The sequence below is a fragment of the Croceicoccus esteveae genome, from assembly GCF_031846435.1.
Classification (GTDB): Bacteria; Pseudomonadota; Alphaproteobacteria; order Sphingomonadales; family Sphingomonadaceae; genus Croceicoccus; species Croceicoccus esteveae.
This window is the reverse complement of record NZ_JAVRHS010000004.1, coordinates 111,983-129,246: the sequence shown is the minus strand read 5'-3', so window position 1 is coordinate 129,246 and position 17,264 is coordinate 111,983. Positions and strand designations below refer to the sequence as shown.

General features: G+C 62.5%; 11 protein-coding genes. 2 read left to right on the top strand and 9 right to left on the bottom strand.

Annotation, left to right across the window (positions count from 1 at the left end):
• Window positions 1-100 precede the first annotated feature (100 nt).
• Window positions 101-2,908 carry a cation-translocating P-type ATPase gene (locus RM533_RS07155; RefSeq protein ID WP_311340541.1) on the bottom strand — a complete coding sequence of 936 codons (2,808 nt, stop codon included), beginning with the start codon at window positions 2,906-2,908 and terminating at the stop codon, window positions 101-103.
• A gap of 87 nt (window positions 2,909-2,995) precedes the next feature.
• Window positions 2,996-4,507 carry a succinyl-CoA:acetate CoA-transferase ScpC gene (gene scpC / locus RM533_RS07150; RefSeq protein WP_311340540.1) on the bottom strand — a complete coding sequence of 504 codons (1,512 nt, stop codon included), beginning with the start codon at window positions 4,505-4,507 and terminating at the stop codon, window positions 2,996-2,998.
• 250 nt (window positions 4,508-4,757) lie between these two features.
• On the opposite strand from scpC, the gene RM533_RS07145 reads away from it, so the two are divergent.
• Window positions 4,758-5,630 carry a crotonase/enoyl-CoA hydratase family protein gene (locus RM533_RS07145; protein ID WP_311340539.1) on the top strand — a complete coding sequence of 291 codons (873 nt, stop codon included), beginning with the start codon at window positions 4,758-4,760 and terminating at the stop codon, window positions 5,628-5,630.
• Here RM533_RS07145 and RM533_RS07140 read toward each other — a convergent pair.
• Both RM533_RS07140 and radC read right to left on the bottom strand, forming a co-directional pair.
• Entirely contained in the window at window positions 5,619-7,640 is a 2,022-nt protein-coding gene (locus RM533_RS07140; RefSeq protein ID WP_311340538.1) for a putative bifunctional diguanylate cyclase/phosphodiesterase, read from the bottom strand. The genes RM533_RS07145 and RM533_RS07140 overlap by 12 nt on opposite strands.
• A 500-nt stretch (window positions 7,641-8,140) precedes the next feature.
• Window positions 8,141-9,679, bottom strand: coding sequence for a RadC family protein (gene radC, locus RM533_RS07135; protein ID WP_311340537.1), 1,539 nt, complete (start codon window positions 9,677-9,679; stop codon window positions 8,141-8,143).
• Window positions 9,680-9,737: 58 nt separating this feature from the next.
• On the opposite strand from radC, the gene RM533_RS07130 reads away from it, so the two are divergent.
• Window positions 9,738-9,869, top strand: a complete 132-nt coding sequence (locus RM533_RS07130) for a hypothetical protein (protein WP_311340536.1) — start codon at window positions 9,738-9,740, stop codon at window positions 9,867-9,869.
• A 526-nt stretch (window positions 9,870-10,395) separates the two neighbouring features.
• On the opposite strand, the gene RM533_RS07125 is transcribed toward RM533_RS07130, so the two are convergent.
• The 5 genes from RM533_RS07125 to RM533_RS07105 all read right to left on the bottom strand — a co-directional run bounded on the left by RM533_RS07125 (window position 10,396) and on the right by RM533_RS07105 (window position 17,167).
• Window positions 10,396-10,824 (bottom strand): nuclear transport factor 2 family protein, encoded by a 429-nt coding sequence (locus RM533_RS07125; RefSeq protein WP_311340535.1) that lies wholly within the window; start codon window positions 10,822-10,824, stop codon window positions 10,396-10,398.
• 459 nt (window positions 10,825-11,283) lie between these two features.
• Entirely contained in the window at window positions 11,284-12,648 is a 1,365-nt protein-coding gene (locus tag RM533_RS07120) for a surface lipoprotein assembly modifier (RefSeq protein ID WP_311340534.1), read from the bottom strand.
• 122 nt (window positions 12,649-12,770) lie between these two features.
• Entirely contained in the window at window positions 12,771-14,477 is a 1,707-nt protein-coding gene (locus RM533_RS07115; RefSeq protein WP_311340533.1) for a transferrin-binding protein-like solute binding protein, read from the bottom strand.
• Window positions 14,474-14,680 (bottom strand): hypothetical protein, encoded by a 207-nt coding sequence (locus RM533_RS07110; RefSeq protein ID WP_311340532.1) that lies wholly within the window; start codon window positions 14,678-14,680, stop codon window positions 14,474-14,476. The genes RM533_RS07115 and RM533_RS07110 overlap by 4 nt, the downstream gene beginning before the upstream one ends.
• A 333-nt stretch (window positions 14,681-15,013) precedes the next feature.
• On the bottom strand, window positions 15,014-17,167 hold the full coding sequence (locus RM533_RS07105) for a prolyl oligopeptidase family serine peptidase (protein WP_432265045.1): 2,154 nt from the start codon (window positions 17,165-17,167) through the stop codon (window positions 15,014-15,016).
• Window positions 17,168-17,264 lie beyond the last annotated feature (97 nt).

Here is a 17,264-nt window from a genome sequence, read left to right as displayed (position 1 = left end):
TCCAGATGGCCGGGCGCCATGAGGCGGACGGAACGCTGCCTGCCGCGCTACATCGCAAGCTGGCAGACAGCCTGAGGCCCCTGCGGATCGCACGCCACGATCACACGCGCGATCCGCGCCGCAGGAACAGCTTTCTGAACTCGGCGAACCACAGCACGCTGCTTGCCATGGCAAGGCAGACCAGCCATTGGCTGAGCGTCAGCGGCACGGTTCCAAACGCAATGTTCAGCGCGTCCAGATGGACCACCGCGATCTGGAGTGCGGCCGAAAGGAGCACCGCTGCCCAGAGCCAATGATTGACGAAGATGTGCGTGAAGGCGCTGACCGTTTCCGACCGGGCGCTGAAGCAGTTGAACAGCTGCGCAAGCACAAGCACGGTAAAGCCGGCGGTTCTGGCCTGATCAAGATCATGGTGTCCCGCTATCATTCCGCCCGGCAGATTGAGATCGATGGTGAGCAATGTGGCAATCGCCATGACAAGGCCGATCTCGACCACGCCGCGCCACATGCGAAAATCGATGGCCGGCGCATCGGTTCTGCGGGGCGGCTTTGCCATAACGTCCCCGACCGCGGGATCGACACCCATCGCTATTGCCGGTCCGGAATCGGTGACCAGGTTGATCCACAGGATCTGTGTGGCCAGCAGCGGCAGGACCAACGCATGGTCGCCGGGCGCGTTCAGCCCGATGATCCCGGCGCCCACTACCCCCAGGAATACCGTCAGCACCTCGCCCATGTTGGACGACAGCAGGTAACGCAGAAACTTTCTGATATTGTCGAAGATGTTGCGCCCTTCGCGCACCGCCTCCACAATGGTGGCGAAATTGTCGTCGGTGAGGATCATGCGCGAAGCTTCTTTAGTCACCTCGGTTCCAGTCACGCCCATGGCAATGCCGATGTCCGCAGCCTTGAGCGCAGGCGCGTCGTTCACCCCATCGCCTGTCATGGCGACAACCTGCCCATCGGCCTGTAGCGCATCCACAATCCGCATCTTGTGCACCGGTGCGACGCGCGCAAACACCGACACCTCGCGCAGTGCGGCGCCAAGGGCCGCATCGTCCATCGCGTCCAGTTCAGTGCCGGTCAGCACGTCCGGGTCGGCAGAGGTGATCCGCAGCATTGCGGCAATCCGCGCTGCCGTGACGGGATGATCGCCGGTGATCATCAACACGCGGATGCCGGCGCGATGTGCCTCGTCGATGGCAACGCCTGCTTCCTCACGCGGGGGATCCATGATGCCTGCGGTGCCGATGAAGATCAGGTCGCGTTCAAGCGTTTCCTGCGCCTGCGCATCCTCACCAGGATCGAGCGGCCGGTACGCCACGGCAAGCGTGCGCAGCGCCTCGCCAGACAGACGCTCCACCGCCGCTGCGGCTGCTGCGCGGTGTTCAGGCGTCATCGGCAGCACCTCGTGACCGATCCTGATCCGGTTGCACCTGCCGATCAGCACGTCGGGCGCGCCTTTGGACACCACGGTCAGACGGCCATCATGGTCAAGGTCGCGTTCGATGGTCGACATCATCTTGCGTTCGGACGTGAACGGGATCTGGTCCACCCGTTCGAAGCGCGCCCTGCGTCGCTGGTCTGCGCCGAGTTTGCGCTCGGCAACGAGGAACGCAGCTTCGGTAGGGTCGCCCTGCACCTGCCAGCGGCCGTCTTGCTCATCAAGCGCGGCGTTGTTGGCAAGGCTTCCGCCGTTCAGCAGCAGGGCCTGTTCAACGACAAGCGCATCTGCTTCGCCGGTAAGTTCCACCGTCTGCGCCTCGCCTTGTGGAGCATAGCCGCTGCCGGTGATCAAGCTGTCGCCTGACGCTGTGACGATGCGCTGAATGGTCATTTCGGAGCGGGTCAGCGTGCCTGTCTTGTCCGAACAGATGACTGTTGCAGCACCAAGCGTTTCGACAGACGAGAGCTTTTTCACCACCGCATTGCGTGCCGCCATGCGTTGCACGCCGAGCGCGAGCACCAGCGACAGGATCGCAGGCAATCCTTCTGGAACCGCCGCAACAGCCAGCGACACGCCAAGCAGCAGCACCGTTACTACATCGGCGATGCCGTCAATGTCCGATATGATGAGGATCGTGCCGACCACGACCAGCGCGATGATGATGACCGCCATCCCCAGCGTGCGCCCGATCCGCGCCACTTCGCGCTGAAGGGGGGTAGGCTCCTGCGTGGTTGCCTCCAGCATGGCAGCGATGGACCCCATTTCAGTTGCCATGCCGGTCGCCGTGACAATGGCGCGGCCGCTGCCCTGCACGACCGCGGTGCCCTTGAACACCATTGACGTGCGTTCGGCGAGAGGCGCTGGCGAGGGGACGGCATCTGCCGATTTGAGCACCGCTTGGCTTTCGCCTGTCAGCGAGGCTTCCTGCACATGCAGGGCAGCGGCGGTGAGTAGCCGGGCATCGGCGCCGACCGCGTCGCCTTCTTCAAGCATGAGGACGTCGCCTGCGACAAGGTCGGCACTTGGAACCTGCTGACGCCTCGCCTCCCGAAGGACGGTCGCCGTGCTCGTCGTCATCTTTGCAAGCGCGGCGACCGCGTTGGCCGCCCGGCTTTCCTGCACAAAACCCAGCGCTGCATTCACCAGCAGCACTGCTGCGATGACGACAGCATCGACCGGCCAGCCTTCGCGTCCTTCCACCAGCCAGGCTCCGAGCGCGACCACCACCGCGCCGATCAGCAGGTAGACCAGCGGGTCACGAAACTGCGCAAGCAATTTTCGCCACAAGGGTGTCGCGACCGTCTTGTCGAGGGCATTGGGTCCGTCGCGGGCGAGCCGCCGGGCAGCCTGCGCATCGCTCAGACCGGCTGAGGGATCGACATCGAAGCTGCGCGCGACGCTCGTGGCTTCCTGCGCCGAGTAATCGGCGGAACGACCGGCAGGGTGTTCGGCATGCATCATCGCATCATCCTTGCCCGCCAGAATGAGGCCGGACCTGTCCGCAGCCGATCACTGCGGTCGCAAAAGTGGCGGAAATCCTGCCGGCACTCATGGTTTCATCGTTCCTGTCTCCATGAACCGCTGATGCCAGGAGAGCGCCTCACCGGGCAGGGAGGGTGATTGCTGTCCATAGGCGCCGTTCTTCGCGCGGCTGAAATAATCGTCGAGCGCAGGGCGGAAATCGGGGTGGGCGCAATTTGCGATGATGACCTCTGCCCGCTGTTTGGGGCTGAGCCCGCGCAGGTCCGCCAACCCCTGTTCGGTGACGATGACCTGCACGTCCTGCGCGATGTGATCGACATGGCTGACCTGCGGCACGATGGCCGAGATCACGCCGCCCTTGGCTGTGGATGGCGTGACAAAGATCGAGAGATAGGCATTGCGCGCGAAATCTCCTGAACCGCCGATGCCGTTCTGGATGCGGGAACCCATCAGATGCGTGGAGTTGACCGCGCCATAAATGTCCGCCTCGATCAGGCCGTTCATGGCGATGCAGCCAAGCCGCCGGATCAGTTCGGGATGGTTGCTGATCTCCTGCGGGCGCAGGATGATCCTGCTGTGGTATTGCTCCATCTGATCGTTCAGCCGGGCGGCCGCCTCGGGGCTGAGCGAGAATGCGGTTGCAGATGCAACGCGCAGCTTGCCGGCGTCGAGGAGGTCGAGCATGCCATCCTGGATGACTTCGGTATAGGCGGTCATGTCCTCGAACTGGCTGGTGACAAGCCCGCTCAATACCGCATTGGCAATGTTGCCGACGCCCGATTGCAGCGGCAGCAGCGCTGGCGGCAGCCGCCCGCGCGCAACCTCATGCCGCAGGAACTCGAGCAGGTGACCGGCAATGGCGCGTGCACCCTCGTCAGGCGGGCTGAACGGCAGGTTGCGGTCCGGCGCGTCGGTTTCGACGATGGCCACGATCTTGGCGGGGTCGCAGCGCAGCCATGGCTCTCCGATCCGGTCGTCGGACCGGACCAGCGGAATGGGCACGCGGCCCGGCGCCAATGCGGTGCCGTAATAGATATCGTGCATGCCTGCCAAAGCCTGGTTCTGCCAGCGGTTCACTTCCAGAATGATCTGGTCGGCCCGGTCAAGCCATGTCTTGTTGTTGCCGATCGAGGATGACGGGATGAGCGCGCCATCTGCGCGAATACCGGAAACCTCGACGATGGCAGTGTCAAGCGGCCCGAGGAAACCCTGCCACGCCATTGGCGCGACCTGGCTCAGGTGCATGTCGAAATAGTCCATCTGCCCGCTGTTGATCTTCTCGCGGGCGATGGGATCGGAATTGTATGGCAGGCGAAACTCGATGCCGTTTGCCTTGGCCAGCGCACCGTCGAGTTCGGGACCCGTGGACGCGCCTGTCCAGACGCTGATCCTGAACGGGTTGCCGGCAGCGTGTTCAGCCTCGATGCGGGAAGCCAGCGCCAGCGGGACCGCCTTTGGATACCCTGACCCTGTAAAGCCGCTCATTCCGACCGTGGTGCCATCCTGAACAAGGGCTGCTGCGGCCGCCGCGCTGGTCACCCTGGCTTGCAATTGCGCATTGTCGATGCGGTTGTTCATGGTGTCGTGCAACTCCCCGGAAACATTCGGACATGCCAATCGCACCTTCGGCAGCCCGATGGCAAGCGACACGGGTCACCGGGGTTCCGGATAGTCTCCAGTGAGCGAGGTTTTCAGGCACAACAGCGGTCGCAAATCCGGGAGAAGGATCGTAGCAACACATTTGTAAGTTTGCCCGACTGACAAGCTCCTGCCGGCAGGCCTATTCTTCGCACACAGCATGATGCTGTGCACGAAAAAGGAAAAAGCCATGACCGTAGAACACTCCCTCAATCAGCCCGGCGCACGCGGCCTGTTTGAATATGACGAGCTTGAAGCAAGCTTTGACCCGCAGCTCGATACCTTGTGGACCTATATGCGGCAGAAGGTGCGGCCAAGCTTCACGCCGGCCTTGCTGGCTGATTTTGTCCAGTGGCAGAGCGATATCGAGATGGCCTGTGCATCAAGGATCATGCCGATCCGCTACGTCGTCCTTGGATCGCGTTTTCCGGGGGTGTTTTCCCTGGGCGGCGATCTTGACCTGTTTGCAGCGCATATCCGCAACGGCAATCGCGACGCGCTTGCCGGCTATGGCCATGCCTGTGTCCGGCTCCTGCATCGCAACATGCTCACGCTGGACCAGCCAATCATCACGATCGGTCTGGTCGAGGGCGATGCATTCGGCGGCGGGTTCGAGGCGTTGATGTCCTTCAACGTCGTCATCGCCGAGCGGGGCACCAGCTTCGGATTGCCGGAGACTGCCTTTGGTCTGTTCCCGGGCATGGGCGCGCATTGCTTCCTCTCGCGGCGGCTGGGAGCCGCACATGCGGAACGCATGATCCTGAGCGGGCAGACCTACAGCGCGGAAGAACTCTACGAGCTGGGGATTGTCCATGCGCTTGCAGAGCCAGGGCAGGGTCGGGCAGAGGTCGAAAGCTACATCCGGCAGAACCGCCGTCGTCACAGCGGCCATTGCGCGATCTACAAGGCGTCAAGGGCGGTGAACCCGCTGAGCGTGGAAGAGCTTGAGGAGGTGGTCGATCTCTGGGCCGATGCGGCCCTGCGCCTCACCGAAATGGATCTCAAGCTGATGCAGCGGCTGGTGAAGGCACAGACCCGGCTCCTGGCCAGATCAGCCGCGTGATTCGTCCTGGTTGCGGGACGACGCGCTGACGTTGATCCGCATGCCGGCAAGCAGGGCCGCAACTCTGCTTGCCGGCATCGGATACCCCATGAGATAGCCTTGCACCGCATCACAGCGGGTCCGGCGCAGCTGTGCAAGCTGAGCCGGCGTTTCCACGCCTTCTGCGATGGTCTGCATGCCAAGCTTGGTCGCCAGATCGACGATCGCCTGGACGATTGCCACAGATGCCGGGCTGCGGTCCAGATCCTCGATGAAGGAACGGTCGATCTTCATGGTCTGGAACGGAAAGCGGGTGAGATAGCTCAGCGATGAGTAACCCGTGCCGAAATCGTCAAGAGTGGTGCGCACACCTATTGCATTGAGCGCACGCAGGGCCGCAAGGGTCGTATCCACCTCGTCGAGCAGGATCGATTCTGTAATCTCGATCTCCAGCCGGTGTGCGGGAAGTTGCGCCGATCCCAGCGCCCGCACGATGACTGCCGGCAGTTCTGCCGATCGCAACTGTACCGGCGACAGGTTGACCGCGATATTCACATCGTCCGGCCAGGCGCCTGCGGTGCGGCATGCTTCCATCATCACCCAATTGCCGATCGTGACGATTAGCCCGTCTTCTTCGGCGATGGGAATGAACTCTGCCGGCGAGACGGCTCCGAACTGCCGGTTGGTCCAGCGCAGCAGCGCCTCGCACGAGCAGATCTTGCTGCCATCCAGAGCAAAGATCGGCTGGAATTGCAGGTGAAACTCGCCGCGCAGAAGAGCGCCTTGTAGTTCGGCGGCCAGATCGCGGCGCCGTTCGATCTTTTCGTCCATGACCGGCTCGTAAAACCGGATGGCGCGGCGCCCCGCCTCCTTTGCCCGATACAGCGCAAGGTCAGCGTTCTTCAGCAGGATATCGGCTTCACCCCCATCGGCAGGAGCAATGGCGACCCCGATCGATGCGCTGACCTGCAACTGGCGCATGGCGTGATGCACGGGCCGCTCGACCAGATCCATCACCTTGCGAGCCGTATCGGCCGCTTCGTTCCGGCTCTGGACCATGCGGATCACGGCAAACTCGTCGCCACCCAGCCGCGCGACGATGCTGCCGGGAAATGCGCCCTGCAATTGCCCGGCTATTCCCGTCAGCAGCGCGTTGCCGGCAAGGTGGCCATGGGAATCGTTGATCTCCTTGAACCGATCAAGATCGATCCAGCAGACCGCCAGCAGAAAATCGCCGGACCGCAGTGCCTGCAGCTGCAGTTCGAACTGTTCGCGAAAGGCGGTGCGATTGGACAGTCCTGTAAGATCGTCCCTGCGGGCTATGGCTGCATTATGGGCGGCAAGATCGGCCATCGCCCGCGAGGCTACCACAGCCCTCAAGATCACGTCGTAGATCTGGAGGGCAATGTCCATCATGGCGATGATGAACAGCGCAATCACCACAGCCAGCAGGATCCTTAACAGATCGCCGGCAACAACAAGGCCGATCACCAGCGGCAGCGATGCCAGGCATAGCTGCGACAGGGCGATCAGGGGCCGCCCGGCATTGCGGGCAGCCACCCCGGCAGCGTAACCGATCACGGTCGTGACCGCGAGCAGCTGCAGGAGTGCATCATCGGTGAACACCAGCGCAAGCAGGCCGAACAGGCCCAGCAGCGCGGAATAGCAGATTGCGCCCGCGCTATAGGCAAGCTCCTTGCGTCGGCCGCCCTGACCTGTCGGGGAAGGCAGGCTGTCCGGCCGCCCGTCTGCTCGCAATATGTTCGCGATCCGCGTCACGCCGACGATCGCGATGGCAAGCGCGCAAACGATGAGCAAGGCTTCGCCGCTTACGATCGCGACCGTCGCGCTGATCGTGCTGCTGGTCAGCGCGCCGATGATGAGAGTGCGCGGAGAAGCATAAAGCGACGCGACCAGCGTCGAGCGCACATGCGCCGCGATCGCCTGGTCAGAGTGTCGCAACTGCCGCAAACGTGAAACCAGCCCCGCCATTGCCGCTTCCATGGCCCGGGCAGGCGGCAAAGAAAACAACTGTTTTGTACCTGCACCCCATCCAGTGCCTGATGGTGCAGCCCTTTGGCCACAGGTGACAGCTCATCAAAGGTTAACGCTGATGACGCTGATATCTTCCAGGCAACGGCCTCAGCAGCTGGATCCGTGAGCGACCGGGCCATCGGTGCACCTGCATGCAACGCTTTGGCGGGTCCGCACGCGCAGCCGGATCGGCTGACCGGCAGTGGCAGCCTGCCAGCGCGCTGACGAAACCTTCATGAAGTCCCGCCGTTTCGCGACGAGAAGGACACACGCGAGCTGTCAAAGCCAGGCGGCGGAAAGGATTATTGCCGGGATCTGCACGCAGTGCGCTGCGTTGGCTGGAGTAGGAAGAAACATGGTTCAGGCGGGCGTAGCAGAAGAACGACAGTTCCTCGCGCGGACAATCGTGCGCGGCAGGTAATCCGTGATGAGCTGCGGCCGTGTCAACACCAGGCACAGCGTTTGCTTCGCAGTTCGCAGGACCTGGCGCAGCGCGTCTAGATCAGTCCCATCTGCTTCAACGAGACATGGCCCTGGCTGCTGATGATGATGTGGTCAACGACCGTGATGTTCACCAGACGGCCTGCTTCTGCGATGCGGTTGGTAATGGTAATGTCGGCCTTGCTTGGCTCCAGGCTGCCGCTTGGATGGTTGTGGACCAGTATGAGTGCGGCCGCACCCAGGTCGAATGCCCGGTGCATGACTTCGCGCGGGTGGATCTGCGCTTCTGCGATGGATCCTTCGCTGATGAGTTCGTCCTTTACCAGTTCAAGCCCGGTAGTCAGATAAAGAACCCGCACGCGCTCCCGCGTCAGATGGCCCATGTCGAGTTGCAGATAGTCGATCAGCGCCGGCCAGCTCTTGAGCACCGGCTTGTTGACCACCTGGCTGCGGGCAAGCTGTCTTGCTGCAACCCGGGCAATCTTGAGTGCGCCGATCGTCATGTCACCAACGCCGGGGACAAGCACCAGTGCCTTCGCGTCGGCATTGAGCACGCCTGCAAGAGAGCCGAACCGCTTGATCAGCGTCTTGGCAAGGGGTTTGGTGTCGCGGCGGCGAAAAGCGGCAAACAGCAGGAACTCGATGACCTCGTAATCTGCCAGCGCATCGATGTCGCCTTCGATCAGGCGCTTTCTGAGCCGGGCGCGATGGCCGATGCCCGGGTGGTCGGCCGCAGGGCGCTTTCCCGGTGCGGCGTGATCACCGGGCACGTTCGCCGGCATCCGGCTGCGCCATGCGTCGGGATCCTCATCCATTTGCGCTCCGCTGTGCGCATGTGCAGCGCGGTTCACCCCGCGGGCTGCATGCTCCTGCCTGCCATCGCCATGCTGCGCACCCGCCTGCAGAAGAGCACGCCGGCCAAGGTCCGGCCGGTCATTCAGCTGCAGATCGCTGAAAGGCTCTGCGACGCCGGAGACGGGCTGGTCCGCGTTAGGTGGGACAGCAAGGTGGTGCCCGGCGTCTGCATCTGCACTTTGGGCGGCAGGCGTGATCGCGGGCTCTCTCAAACTGGCAAGCGATAGCTGCTGCCGCCCATTCAGATGCTTGATGACGCTGAGCAGGTCAGGCGCAGGGACAAGCCCTTCGCCGATGATCGCATACGCTTCTTGCGCCTGACTGGCAGGGCAGATCAGCGACGCTTTGGCTTCCAGTGCGATGTTCGCAGCAGAAGTGATGCAGTCTGCAGGCAGGAGCCTGCCGTTGAGATCGAGCTCCCCCAGGGCCACACACCCGGACAATCGAGCCAGATCGCCTGCGCGCATCGCGCTCAGCAGCGCCAGAGCCACCGGCAGATCGTAATGCGATCCTTCCTTGACGAGCCCCTCGGGAGGGAGGTGAACCTTGATCCGCTTTGCCGGCAGGGCAAGCCCGGCAGACGCCAGCGCGACGCGCACGCGGCGACAGGTGTCTGCCGCTGCCTGCTCCGGCAGACCGGTGAGGTGGAACGCCGGCAAGCCGAAGGACAGGCGGCACTGCACCTCGATCAGATGCGCCTCCTGCCCGGTGCAGGCGATGGTCCATACCAAAGCGGTCATCTGCCCCAATTCGCCTCTCGATCCCCCAGCCGTTCACTTTTGAACACGCCTCCCGCAGATGGCAAAGCACACGCGCGCTGTCGAGTGCCTTGAACTGCCTGGCAGCGCCGGACCAACCCATGAAAACCGGCGGCAGGCCTTGCAGCAGGTGCCGGCTCACGCTCGTGCGGTCGCATTGCTGTCGGCATGAAAGAGGACAGGCTGGCGGCAGATAAAATGCTCGGGCGTTCCGGTGTACAGGATCTGTGATAGCGTCAGTTCCGCCAGCGCTATTCTGCCCAGCCAGTGGGTATGAAGTTCCCGCTGCAGATTTCCGGCGTGCGGCCAGCAGGTGCCGTGCCAGACCGTCGGTCGACCCCGCAATCTGGTGTGCGGCAGGCAGTGGAACGGGTTTCCGGAGCACGAATGCGCGCAGGAAACGCATGGCCTTGAGCTTGCCAAGCCCGCGATGTTACTACGCCGAAGGATTGAAGTGTCGGACGCCGTCGTGAGCCAACCCCTTGTCACGCAGTGCGCAAGCGAGACACTCGGGTGCCACAGACCCGGGATGCTTTACCGCTGAACAGCCACGAAGCAAGCGGAGCAGGGCAGGTAATTGCATGGATGCTGCTGGCCGCGTTGTCCATGACGACTGTTCGCTGGGCGATCAGTGCAACATGTGTCCAGCAGGGTGGCAGCAGCGGTGCTGGCGGCAGTCTTGCTGGACAGCACGCAGGTCAGGGAGCAGGCTCCTCTTTGAGCGCGCGCAGTTCCTCCCAATCCAGGATCAGCTCACGGCGGGTGAAGCGCCAGGTGCCGGCTTCCCGGCGCCATTCGTCCTGATAACGAATTGCCCATACCAGCAGCATGTCGCCATGTTCGCCTGCCAGCCGATGTTCGGCAGTGCTGTAGGTTTCGCCCTTGGCCCGATCTCCATCGATCTGCGCCAGTTGATTGTGAACCAGGTGGCGGGTGGCCTTGAACATCTCCCCCAAGCGGGCGAGGGAGGCAAGGTTTGCTTCGAGCCCCGCAATGGAAAAGCCGGGTCCGGCAATCTCGATCTCGTCGGCCAGAACAGCGCGCCAATCCGCCTCGCTGCGCCGGTCCGCACCGCGCGCGTAGATCTCGGCCGATCGCCGCAGTGCCATCCAGTCGCTTGCATTCATCAGCAGTCTCCGGGCAAAGGTCGAGGTAACGCGCGCATCTGGTCGCCGGGGACGAATATCGTCTGCAACCAGACTGATCGAGGAAACCCTGCACAAGTCGTTGAGCAGATGCCTGGCGACAAACTAGCGATCCTCAAGGTGACATCAAGCAGTATCATCAACCGGGCTCGATGCTGCTCTGGCGTGCTGGCGATCTGTCGCAGCCGCGACGTTGCGTAGTGTCGCGGCTGACCGATCATCATTGTCCATCCAGCGGCCCTGTCTCCTCCTGCAAATATGCTGATGGCGTCAGCGCGAAGGGGCAGCGCATGGTGGCGCGCAACTAGTCGGGGGCCAATGAACAAGCGGGGGGCAAGCGGCGCCTTGCCATCGATCTGCGCTTGCCCACAGCCGGGTCGCGAAGTGGCCTGGCAGCTGCGCCGACCGGCGTTTCTTGCAGTCAATTACCGGCGGCACCCATCAAAACGCGCCTGTGACTCCTATTTCTCCTGACAGACGATCATAATCGTAGATCGTCACGCGGGACATGTTCTTTTCATATCCGATGCGCAGCAAGGGGGCAAAGCGCCCGATGCGCAGGCCGCGAAAGGTGCTGGATATTCTGGCGCCAAGCCGGTCGTCGACGCGGCGGCGCGGGTACAAGGCCAGCCGGCGGTCCGCTTCCAGGTGCAGATAATTGACCTCCAGGACCAAGGTGGTCGCGCCCAATTCCCTGAAGGCGTAACCGTCCACTCCTCCGCTGGCGGTCGCATAGCCCGGATCGCGAGCGTTTGCGCGCGATGCCAGTAAACTTCCGCCGACACCTGTCCGCGCGTCAAGGGCAGCGTCCAGCCTTGTCCGCAAGCTATATTGCGCACCCGTTTGCAGATCGTTGACGCGGTTATCCAGACGCCCGGCCGATCCCGTGACGCGCAACTGCGCGCTTTTCGATACCGGCATCTGGTAATCTGCGTTGACGCCGATCAGCATGGAATAGGGATTGCGGCCAAACCAGCGATGCGAAGCTGTTGCCGCAAGATCCAGACGTCCTGCACCAATCGAATATTGCGGCCCGACCTGCAGGGCGAGCTGGTAATCGTCAAACTGACTGCTGCGGTAAAGATCGCCGCCGCCCGAAAGCCGGACCAGCAGGTCGGCATGCGCGCCTATGCCGGTTCTGGCAAAAGCCTGTCCCTGGAGCGTGAGGCCGATGCCGGAGGTCTTTCTTGCATCATCGTCCAGCACGAAGTCGCCAATGATGGTTTCAAGCGTGCCGGAACGCGTGGCGCGATTGATGTTGCTGTCTGGTGCAACGGCAATCTGGAAGCTGACGCCAAGCGGCCGCCTGGCGTTCAGCGCCTGCGCGTAGAACCGGACCATCTGTTCCACCGCTGGCGGCAGGCCGGTTGCCTGTGCCGCGCGCAGTTCCCGCTCGGCTGCACGCAGGTTTCCCGTCATGGCCTGCATGCGGGCAAGTTCAACGCGCACGCGGGCCGCGCCCGGTGCCTCGTCGAGGATCTGCCGCAACAGCAGGGCGGCCCGGGCGTATTCCTGCTGATTATCGGCCAGCATCATGGCTGTGCGAAACAGTGCCTCGCGCCTGAGCTCGCCCTGCTCATTGACCGCCAGCGCTTCGTAGAGTTGCCTTGCCAGTGCGTAGTCGCCCCTGTCACGAGCAGCATCCGCAAGGTCGAACAGGCGCTTGGTTGTCAGTTGCGCCGGCTGTTCAGGCGCCGTGGCTGCCTGCGCCGACACAGGAGACGGCACTAACAGGCACGCGATGAGCAGCGGTGCCATGCCGTCGACCGACGCGCCCCTGGACCGCAGCAGGAGAGCTGCAGCCACGGTGCGAAGGCTGTTTTTCAAACGCATCGCGTCCATCCGTCACCCGTCGTCCTCAGTAATCGAGCGCCGGTGTTTCTGCACATGCGATCCGCGCCTGTATCTTCACGATGGGTGCAAGATGGTCAGTTCCGCTTCGCTACCGTCGCGCCGCTGATGCCGACGTCCAATGCTTCTGCGGTACCTGCAGGTGCGACAAAATAGAAGGTGCCGGCCAGTTCCTGTGCGTCTGAGCCGAAGAAGTACCCTTCGAACGTGCCGAGTGGGTTGGCGCCGTTTGAAATGTCGCCGCTCAAGAAAGAAGCGGTGGAGTAGAGTGCGCCGTCAATGTCATACCTGCCGAAATCCGTGCTGGAACCCGTCGCATGTTCGGTGCCTTTCAAGGCAAGTTGCCCACCAAAGTTCTGGCGGCTGAAATCTATGTTGAAGCTGGATGTGCCTTCCATGGCATATCTGCGAGACGCATCGGCATTGACACCGGTGCCATACGCCACGCCCGAATATTGCGCGCGCCCGGTTCGCGCCGTCAGCAGATTGTTGGCGGTCTGGAAGCCGTAGACGAAATAATAATCCTTGTTTTCAGTCTCGCTCTTGCCGGACCAGTGTCCGAATGAGGCGTAGGTCAGCGCAACCTCGTTGTTGGCAGCACCGGGGCGGTAAAGCTCAAGAACGACATCCTGCACACCGTAACCGGCGTCCCCGGTTTTAGCGTAGGTGGTGAAATTGGCATCCTTGCTGGCGATCTTGTCGTTGACCGAAAATCGCCCGCTCAGCATGTCGGAACTCGGCGCGCTAAAAACAAAAGTTTGGGAATTCAGCACGTTGATCGAGCCAACCGAACCTCCGCCCCGCAGGTAAAAGAGCTGTTCGCGCTTGAGATTGGTCAGCGTCTGGTTTTCAGCAGTCAGACGGGAGTCCTTCACACCGACAAGGGACCCTACCGCTGCCATTCCATCCGGGCCATTGGCTTGGAAACTTGCGCCCAGTTCCTGGGCAGAGGGGCCGTAGAAGCGTCCCGCGATGGTGCCCGAAGCCAGCCCATACGGACTCCCAAGAGACGCAGGACCCGAAAAGCCGTTGGTGCCGGACGTCAATCGGCCGGAAGCCACCAGTTCAATGCCTCCTCCTGAAACTTCCCTGCCGGTCACAAGGCCAAATTGAGTAATAGGGGTGGTGGTGGTGAACACGCCTTCGGCAAAATCAACGCTGAATGCGCCAAGACCCCGGAAGGTAGCCGGCTCTTCTCCCGGTTTCGTGACCAGACCGAATACATCTGTGTCGAACGCCGCTTCACCGCTCCTTGGCACCATTGCGGCGGCAGCAGGAAGCCCATAGGTGAACGTCGAAAACTCCACATTCTGCATTTTATCGATCACGGCATTGCGTTGCAGAAAGGCGATGGCGACATATTGCGGATCGACCGTCTGCACATCGGTCGGGCCCAGCAAGGTAAACTGCTCACTGCCGCCTTCGGTCTTCCGGTCATAGCGGGTATCCAGATCATCCTGCTCGACGATGTCCTGCTCCCCGAAAGTGCTGCTGGTGCCCGCACCGACGGTATAGGTTTTCGTGTCCGCGTTGTAACTGACGCTGACCTTGTCCGCTTCGGCATCGCCTTTCACCGCAGTACCGGTCACCGTATCCCAAGCGCCCGACAGGCTGGTCGCATCATTTGTAAAGGATTGGCTGAACCGCAGATTCTTGAGACTGGTGTTGGTGGTGTCCGGTGCAGGCGGGACAGGGATGCTGGTCGGTTTGTCGCCCGATCCGCCGCCACAAGACGACAGAGCAAAAAGCAGTACAGCGCCCGCCATCAAATGTGGAAAATTCATGCGCGCACCCCTTGGTCCAGCAGCGCCTGTCCAGACCAGCGGCTGTAATCCTGCAAGACATACGACGCTTCGAAACGATCGTCCAGAACCATGCTTGTAGAAACCGGATAAAGAGCTTCGGCGAATGTCCCGGGGCGAGCGGCATGAATCTGCGGAGGCACCGCTTCGGCGCTGGCCTGCCCGGCATCACGGTGCATGTTCATCGTCTGGTGCAAGCGGAAGGCTGCCTGAGCGTCAGAGGCTTGTCGACACCGGACGGCAGAACAGCACACGTATGGCCGGAACTGCTGGCGCTTGTGCAGACAGGTTCGGCAGGGGCGATGATGCCCACAGCAGATCTGCCGCGCGCGCTGCCAGCCCGTCTGTGGTCACCCCTGAAGCAAGCAAGCGGCACCCGTGCTGACGCCGGGCCGCAGAGACCCGCCGCGCACCGGCCTTGACGAAGCAGCGGTGGCGCTGGAGCAGGCCGATGCCTGTGCGAACGGACCGCCTCTTGCTTCAACGAGACGGCCCTGCGCACGCGGCAGATCATGCGCTTACTGGCTGGCAGCGCCGACAGCCGATGGGGCCCAGCCGAGGCGGTACTTGTCGAACCAGGCCAGTATCGCCGATGCCTTGGCCGCGCTTTGCGAGGGTCGGGCGGCAAAACCGCCGTGGCTGGCGCCAGGCACCTTTACCAGAGCTGTGGGCACGCCGCGCAGGCGCAGGGCGGTGTAATATTGTTCCGCTTCGCTGACCGGCGTGCGGTAATCCTCGCTGCCGACCACCACCAGCGTCGGGGTTGCCACATTGCCTACCAGCGAAAGCGGTGACCGCTCCCAATAGGCGACCGGATCCTCCCAAGGCTGCGATCCGATCCAGTAGGGGCCGAACACCGCTGGTCCATCCGAGGTAAGTGCCTGCGTGGTCCAGTTGATGACCGGCTTTTGCGTGGCGGCGGCCTTGAACCTGTTGGTCTTGCCGATGATCCAGCTGGTCAGCACCCCGCCGCCCGATCCTCCGGTCACGAACAGGGCGTCAGGATCAGCGATGCCGAGTTCGATGGCTCGATCCACGATGCTCATAAGATCGAGGTAATCATCGCCGGGATACGCCTTGTCTATCCTGTTGGCGAACGCTTCACCATAGCTGGTGGAGCCGCGCGGATTGGCTGACAACACAGCGTAGCCGGCGGCGGCGTAAAGCTGGTTATCGGTCGCAAAATGAGGGCCATAGGCGGCAAACGGACCGCCATGGATTTCCAGGATCAGCGGCACCCGGCTTCCTTCCCGGTAGCCGGGCGGCAGAGTAAGCCAGCCATCGATTTCAATGCCGTCATGGCTTGATGAAGCAGTGATCTTGCGCACGGGTGCAAGCGCCTTTACCGCGCGCAGCGTGCTGTTGAGATCAGTCAGTGTGCGGGTGTTACCGCCACGAGCGAGCTGCACTTCGGCAGGGCGGGCAGAAGTGCCGCCGGTAAAGGCGACCAGGCCCTTGTCCGATACCGAAAAGCTGCCGCCTGTGTAAGGCCGGTCCAGGCCGCCGCCCGAAAGCCCCTCGGCCACGTCGCGCACTGACCCGTCAAGGCCGATCCGGGCAACTCTGGTTTCTCCGCGCACGTCATACTGGGCATAGATTGCGCGCCCGGCAGCATCCCACATGATGTTGCCAGGATCATAGTCCCACTCGGCAGTCAGGTTGCGAATGCCTGAGCCATCACGGTTCATGACGTAAAGATCGTGGTGTTCGTAGGCGCGGCGCACATCGTCGAAGCCAAGGTAGGCAATGAGGCGTCCGTCGGGGGACACGCTGGGCGCCTGATCGGGTCCGTCGCGATTGGTCAGCGCAGCAAGCCTGCCACTGGCGACGTCAAGCGCCCAGATCTCTCCATCCACCGGGTCCGTTTGCCAGTCGGGCTGCCGGTTGGCGCCGAAATAGAGCGTGGTGCCGTCAGGCGACCAGCTCAGCGGCCCGCCATCATGATAGGGGCCAAACGTCAGCTGCCGCGGGGCACCACCTGTAGCAGCAACGACAAAGATCTTTTCATAGCCCGGCTCGATGTAGCCCTCGCCATCGGCGCGATAGGTGAGCAGGTCATAGATTTCGAGCGGTTCGGCCCATTGTGCTTCTTCAGGCTTTTGATCGGGAGCGGCACCAAGCTTGAGCCCTTCGTCCTTCACCAGCATGGAATAGGCAATGGACCGTCCATCGGGCGACCAGGCAAGCGTGCCCGGACTGGCCGGCAGACCGGTCAGCCGGATGGCCTCGCCTTCGTCCATCCAGCGGACCCAGAGCTGTGCGGTTCCATCCTGCGTGGAGACATAGGCAAGGCGCTTGCCATCAGGCGACCAGCGCGGGGAAAAGGCATCGCCGTTCTGTCCCGCGAGCGGCGTTTCCTCGCTCGTTTCAGTGTCGATGAGCCAGATGGCGCTTTTCATGCGATCCGACATGATGTCGTTGGACCGGCGCACATAAGCGATGTGACGACCATCGGCGCTGATCTGCGGGTCGGCTGCCATGGCAAGGTCGAACAGGTCGGCCCCTTTAAACATGCGGTCAGGCCCGGTGCGCATGCTGCCTATGGAAGACGCGGACATGGCGGCCGGCGCGGCCGCTTCGCGAAGCTGCGATTGCGGCGCCTCGGCCTGCTGCTCTGGCTGGGCCAAACCCGCCACCGGATGCATTGCAGCAACCCCGGCTACAAACGCCATCAATGTTCGCATCAATCCTCCACCACCTGGTAAGCCCCGCTCGTGTCAGGCTCACGCCTTTCATCATGGTCCGCAATCTACTGCTGGCGGTCTTGCA